Annotated in this window: 4 protein-coding genes and 1 pseudogene; all 5 read left to right on the top strand. The window is 61.4% G+C overall.

Going from position 1 to position 5061, the window contains the following annotated elements:
* Positions 1 to 67: pseudogene (locus tag QOC89_RS06565) on the top strand (30S ribosomal protein S15); the annotation flags it as partial.
* Between the two features lie 339 nt (positions 68 to 406).
* The gene (gene pnp, locus QOC89_RS06560; RefSeq protein ID WP_323044283.1) at positions 407 to 2563 is read left to right on the top strand and encodes a polyribonucleotide nucleotidyltransferase; all 2157 of its coding nucleotides are present in this window, start codon (positions 407 to 409) and stop codon (positions 2561 to 2563) included.
* 215 nt (positions 2564 to 2778) lie between these two features.
* Entirely contained in the window at positions 2779 to 3795 is a 1017-nt protein-coding gene (locus tag QOC89_RS06555) for an NAD(P)H-quinone oxidoreductase (protein ID WP_323044282.1), read from the top strand.
* A gap of 159 nt (positions 3796 to 3954) precedes the next feature.
* A complete protein-coding gene (tpiA, locus tag QOC89_RS06550; protein ID WP_323044281.1) occupies positions 3955 to 4734 on the top strand; it encodes a triose-phosphate isomerase in 780 nt (259 codons plus the stop codon).
* A gap of 82 nt (positions 4735 to 4816) precedes the next feature.
* Positions 4817 to 5061, top strand: a 245-nt coding sequence (gene secG / locus QOC89_RS06545) for a preprotein translocase subunit SecG (protein ID WP_323044280.1), incomplete at its 3' end; no start/stop codon positions are given.

Genomic DNA, 5061 nt, shown 5'->3' with positions numbered 1-5061 from the left:
CTACCTGAAGGGTAAGGACGCGGATCGTTACCGCGCACTGATCGAGAAGCTGGGTCTGCGTAAGTAATCGGCCAGTCGTTCAGCAAGATGCCTGTGTCAGTTCCACTGATACAGGCATTTTGTTTTTTGCACGGTGCGCTTCATGTGACGCGCACTGCCTGAAGGTCGCGGCAGCGTGACGGTTCATGCGGCGGCTAGCAGGAAAAAAGCATTACAAAAAGCAGTAAAAAACTGAAATACGGCCGGGCTTCAGGGCAGAGCTTTGTGTCATTCCAGCGGTTCGCGCGCGTACTCGACGTAGGGCGTGGTTCTCTGGAATGGCATAACACTACTCTCCCCATGCGGCGCCGGTCCTGGCGTTGCCGCGCCGCTTCTGGTCCGCGCGGCATTACGAAGAGGAAAAGCAATGACTATGTTCAATAAGATCGTCAAAGAATTTCAGTGGGGACAGCATAAGGTCCGCCTCGAAACGGGCGAAGTCGCTCGTCAGGCAAGCGGTGCGGTGATCGTCGACGTCGAAGACACCGTTGTGCTGGCTACCGTGGTCGGCGCAAAGACCGCCAAGCCGGGCCAGGACTTCTTCCCGCTGACCGTCGACTACCTCGAAAAGACCTACGCCGCCGGCAAGATCCCGGGTGGCTTCTTCCGCCGTGAAGGCCGTCCGTCGGAAGGCGAAACGCTGATCTCGCGCCTGATCGACCGTCCTCTGCGCCCGCTGTTCCCGGAAGGCTTCTATAACGAAGTCCAGGTGGTGATCCACGTCCTGTCGCTGAACCCGGAAATCCCCGCTGACATCCCCGCGCTGATCGGCGCGTCGGCGGCGCTCGCCGTCTCCGGTCTGCCGTTCAACGGCCCGGTCGGCGCAGCACGCGTGGCTTACATCAACAACGAATACGTGTTGAACCCGACGCGCCCGCAAATGAAGGAATCGGCGCTCGACCTGATCGTCGCCGGTACGGAACGCGCGGTGCTGATGGTGGAATCGGAAGCGCAACAACTGACCGAAGAAGTGATGCTCGGCGCTGTCGTGTTCGGTCACGAACAAATGCAGATCGCCATCAACGCGATCCACGATCTGGTCAGCGAAGGCGGCAAGCCGGAATGGGATTGGCAGCCGGCGGCGAAGAACGAACCGCTGATCGCGCGCGTGACGGAACTGGCGCAAGCCGAGTTGCTCGCCGCTTATCAGATCCGCGACAAGCAAGCCCGTTCGACCAAGCTGAAGGAAATCTACGCAGCAACGTCGAAGAAGCTGGAAGAAGAAGCAGCGGCAGCCGGCACGGTCGCAGCGGATAAGGCAACCGTTGGCAACGTGCTGTTCGACATCGAAGCGAAGATCGTCCGGACGCAGATCCTGAACGGCGAGCCGCGTATCGACGGCCGCGACACGCGCACGGTGCGTCCGATCGAAATCCGTACCGGCGTACTGCCGCGTACGCACGGTTCGGCCCTGTTCACGCGTGGCGAAACGCAGGCGCTGGTTATCGCAACGCTCGGTACGAAGGGCGACGAGCAGAACATCGACGCGCTCGAGGGCGAGTACCGCGAACGCTTCATGCTCCACTACAACATGCCTCCGTTCGCGACCGGCGAAACGGGCCGCGTCGGTTCGCCGAAGCGCCGTGAAATCGGTCACGGCCGTCTGGCCAAGCGCGCGCTGGCCGCGTGCCTGCCGAGCGCCGACGAATTCGGCTATTCGATCCGCGTCGTGTCGGAAATCACCGAATCGAACGGTTCCTCGTCGATGGCTTCGGTGTGCGGCGGCTGCCTCGCGCTGATGGACGCTGGCGTGCCGATGAAGGCGCATGTCGCCGGCATCGCGATGGGCCTGATTCTGGAAGACAACAAGTTTGCCGTCCTGACCGACATCCTCGGCGACGAAGATCACCTCGGCGACATGGACTTCAAGGTGGCGGGTACGGAGCAAGGCGTGACCGCGTTGCAGATGGACATCAAGATCCAGGGCATTACCAAGGAAATCATGCAGGTCGCCCTCGCGCAAGCGAAGGAAGGCCGTATGCACATCCTCGGCAAGATGACCTCGGCGGTGTCGGGCGCGAACACGGTGCTGTCGGACTACGCACCGCGCATGATCACCATCAAGATCAATCCGGAAAAAATCCGCGACGTGATCGGCAAGGGTGGTTCGGTGATCCGCGCGCTGACTGAAGAAACCGGCACGACGATCGATATTTCGGACGACGGCGTCGTCACCATCGCGAGCACCAGCAGCGAAGGGATGGCCGAAGCGAAGAAGCGTATCGAGAACATCACGCTGGAAGTCGAAGTGGGCCAGGTGTACGAAGGTACCGTGCTCAAGCTGCTCGATTTCGGCGCGATCGTGAACATTCTGCCGGGTAAGGATGGTCTGCTGCACATCTCCGAAATCGCCAACGAGCGTATCAAGGACATCAACGACTACCTGAAGGACGGCCAGCAAGTGAAGGTCAAGGTCATCCAGACGGACGAAAAGGGCCGCGTGCGTTTGTCGGCCAAGGCGTTGCTGAACGAAGGCGCGAATGGCGCAAACGGCGCGCCGCAAGGCGAGCCGACGCCGCAGTAATGCGGTAGCGGAATGACGGCCGGCAGCGTGAATGCGCTCCGGCCGTTTTTCATGACGGGTGCAGGGTGGATTGCGTTGCGGGTCGCTGCAAACGGACATAAGCGGGTACTCTGTTTGCATGGAGCGTTCGTTGAAGTCGGGCGATTCGTGTCCCCTAAGGGGACTTCCTTCGGGTTGCCGGTAGGCAACGCAATCCAATCTTGGAGTTGACGCAGATGAAAGCGATCGAAATCACCGAATTCGGAGCACCGGAAGTCCTGAAGTTGGCGGAGCGGCCCACACCGCAGCCAAAAGCGGGCGAGGTGTTGATCAAGGTGGCGGCTTCGGGTATCAACCGGCCGGACGTGTTTCAGCGCAAAGGCGGCTATGCGCCGCCGCCGGGCGCCTCGGATCTGCCGGGGCTCGAAGTAGCCGGTGAGATTGTCGGCGGCAGCATCGACGAGAAGAACAATCCGTTCGGTTTGAAAGTGGGTGACCGCGTGTGTGCATTGCTCGCGGGCGGTGGTTACGCGGAATATGCGACCGCGCCGCTGTTGCAGTGCTTGCCGGTGCCCGCTGGATTGTCGGATGTCGAGGCGGCTTCGCTGCCGGAAACATTCTTCACGGTATGGAGTAATGTGTTCGACCGTGCGCAACTCGGCAAAGGCGAAGGCGCGCCGAACGAGACGCTGCTGGTGCAGGGTGGCTCGAGCGGTATCGGCGTGACGGCGATCCAGATCGCGCATGCACTGGGCTTTCGTGTGTTTGCCACGGCGGGATCGGACGAAAAGTGCCGCGCGTGTGAAGCGCTCGGCGCCGAACGTGCGATCAACTACAAGACTGAGGATTTCGTCGAAGTCATCAAGTCGCTGACGAACGACCGCGGCGTCGACGTCATCCTCGACATGGTGGCTGGCAGTTATGTGCCGCGCGAGCTGACCGCGCTGGCCGACGGCGGCCGCATCGTGCTGATCGCGTTGCTGGGCGGCGCGAAGGCAGAGCTGAATCTGAACGAAGTTCTGCGCCGCCGTTTGACGGTAACGGGTTCCACGTTGCGTCCGCGGCCGATCGAGTTCAAGGCGAAGATCGCCGCGCAATTGAAAGAGCGCGTGTGGCCGCATCTCGAAGACGGCCGCATCAAGCCGGTGGTGCATCGTGTGTTTCCGGCCGCGCAAGCAGCCGAGGCGCATGCACTGATGGAAAGCAGCACGCACGTCGGCAAGATCGTGCTGACTTGGGGTCAGGACGCTTGACACGGTCGGTTGGATAAGGTCGGGTCGACACGGGCAGTTTGACCCGATCCACCCCAGGCAGTAAAATTGCGCGTTTTGCGCATGCCGCATGAATCCGAAAGGCGGGCTGTAAGCGCAAATCAAGTCCGCCGCCAATCAAGAAGACGAGACGACGAGACAATGTCGAAACAACGAGCCAAGCTGGTAGTCGGTAACTGGAAGATGCACGGGCGCCTCGCCGAAAACGCAGCGCTGCTGCAGGCGGTGGCGCAAGGCGCGGGTGAACTGCCGGCTGATGTGCGCGTAGGTGTCTGTGTGCCGTGCCCTTATCTCGCGCAGACTCAATCGTTGCTGGAAGGCAGCCGGGTCGTGTGGGGTGTGCAGGACGTCTCGGCGTTCACGCAGGGAGCCTATACCGGCGAAGTGGCAGCGCAGATGGTGATCGATTTCGGCGCCACGCTTGCAATCGTTGGGCACTCGGAACGTCGTGCTTACCATCGTGAAAGCGCGGAGTTGGTGGCGGTGAAGACGCAGCGCGCGCTGGAAGCAGGCTTGACGCCGATTGTGTGTGTCGGCGAAACGCTCGAGGAGCGCGAGGCCGGCTTGACGGAGCAGGTGGTCGGCATGCAGCTGGATGAGGTGCTGGCTAAGCTGTCGGTGGAAGACGCGGCACGGATCGTTGTCGCATACGAGCCGGTCTGGGCGATCGGCACCGGCAAGAGCGCGACGTCGGATCAGGCGCAGGCCGTGCATGCGTTCCTGCGTTCGCGTCTGGCGGCCAAGGGCGCGGCGGTGGCGGATGTGCCGTTGTTGTACGGCGGCAGTGTGAAGCCTGAGAACGCGGAAGAATTGTTCCGCGAGCCCGATATCGACGGTGGCCTGATTGGCGGCGCGTCGTTGAAAGACCAGGATTTCCTGGCGATCTGCAAGGCGGCCGGCGCGACCAGCGTCGCCAGTTAAGCAGGGCGCCTCGGCGAGGATGACCCAATCCCGCGCGGCATACTTTGTGTGGCGCGGTTAAATAAAGACTCAGGTGAGTGTGATGCTGTATTTGAAAACATTGATTATCGTCGTTCAGCTGTTGTCGGCACTCGGGGTCATCGGCCTCGTTTTGCTGCAACACGGCAAAGGCGCCGATATGGGCGCTGCTTTCGGTAGCGGCGCGTCGGGCAGCCTGTTCGGCGCGACCGGTTCGGCAAACTTTTTGTCGCGTACCACGGCCGTCCTCGCAGCCGTGTTTTTTGTCACGACATTGACGCTCACGTACCTCGGTGCGTATCGCGCGAA

The organism is Paraburkholderia sp. (assembly GCF_034668105.1).
Classification (GTDB): Bacteria; Pseudomonadota; Gammaproteobacteria; order Burkholderiales; family Burkholderiaceae; genus Paraburkholderia.
This window is presented reverse-complemented; position numbering and strand designations above follow the sequence as displayed.

What these genes read in the sequence shown, in the direction of transcription:
- pnp (WP_323044283.1), top strand. Translation starts at nt 407, where the DNA reads ATGACTATGTTCAATAAGATCGTCAAAGAATTTCAGTGGGGACAGCAT.
- QOC89_RS06555 (WP_323044282.1), top strand. Translation starts at nt 2,779, where the DNA reads ATGAAAGCGATCGAAATCACCGAATTCGGAGCACCGGAAGTCCTGAAG.
- tpiA (WP_323044281.1), top strand. Translation starts at nt 3,955, where the DNA reads ATGTCGAAACAACGAGCCAAGCTGGTAGTCGGTAACTGGAAGATGCAC.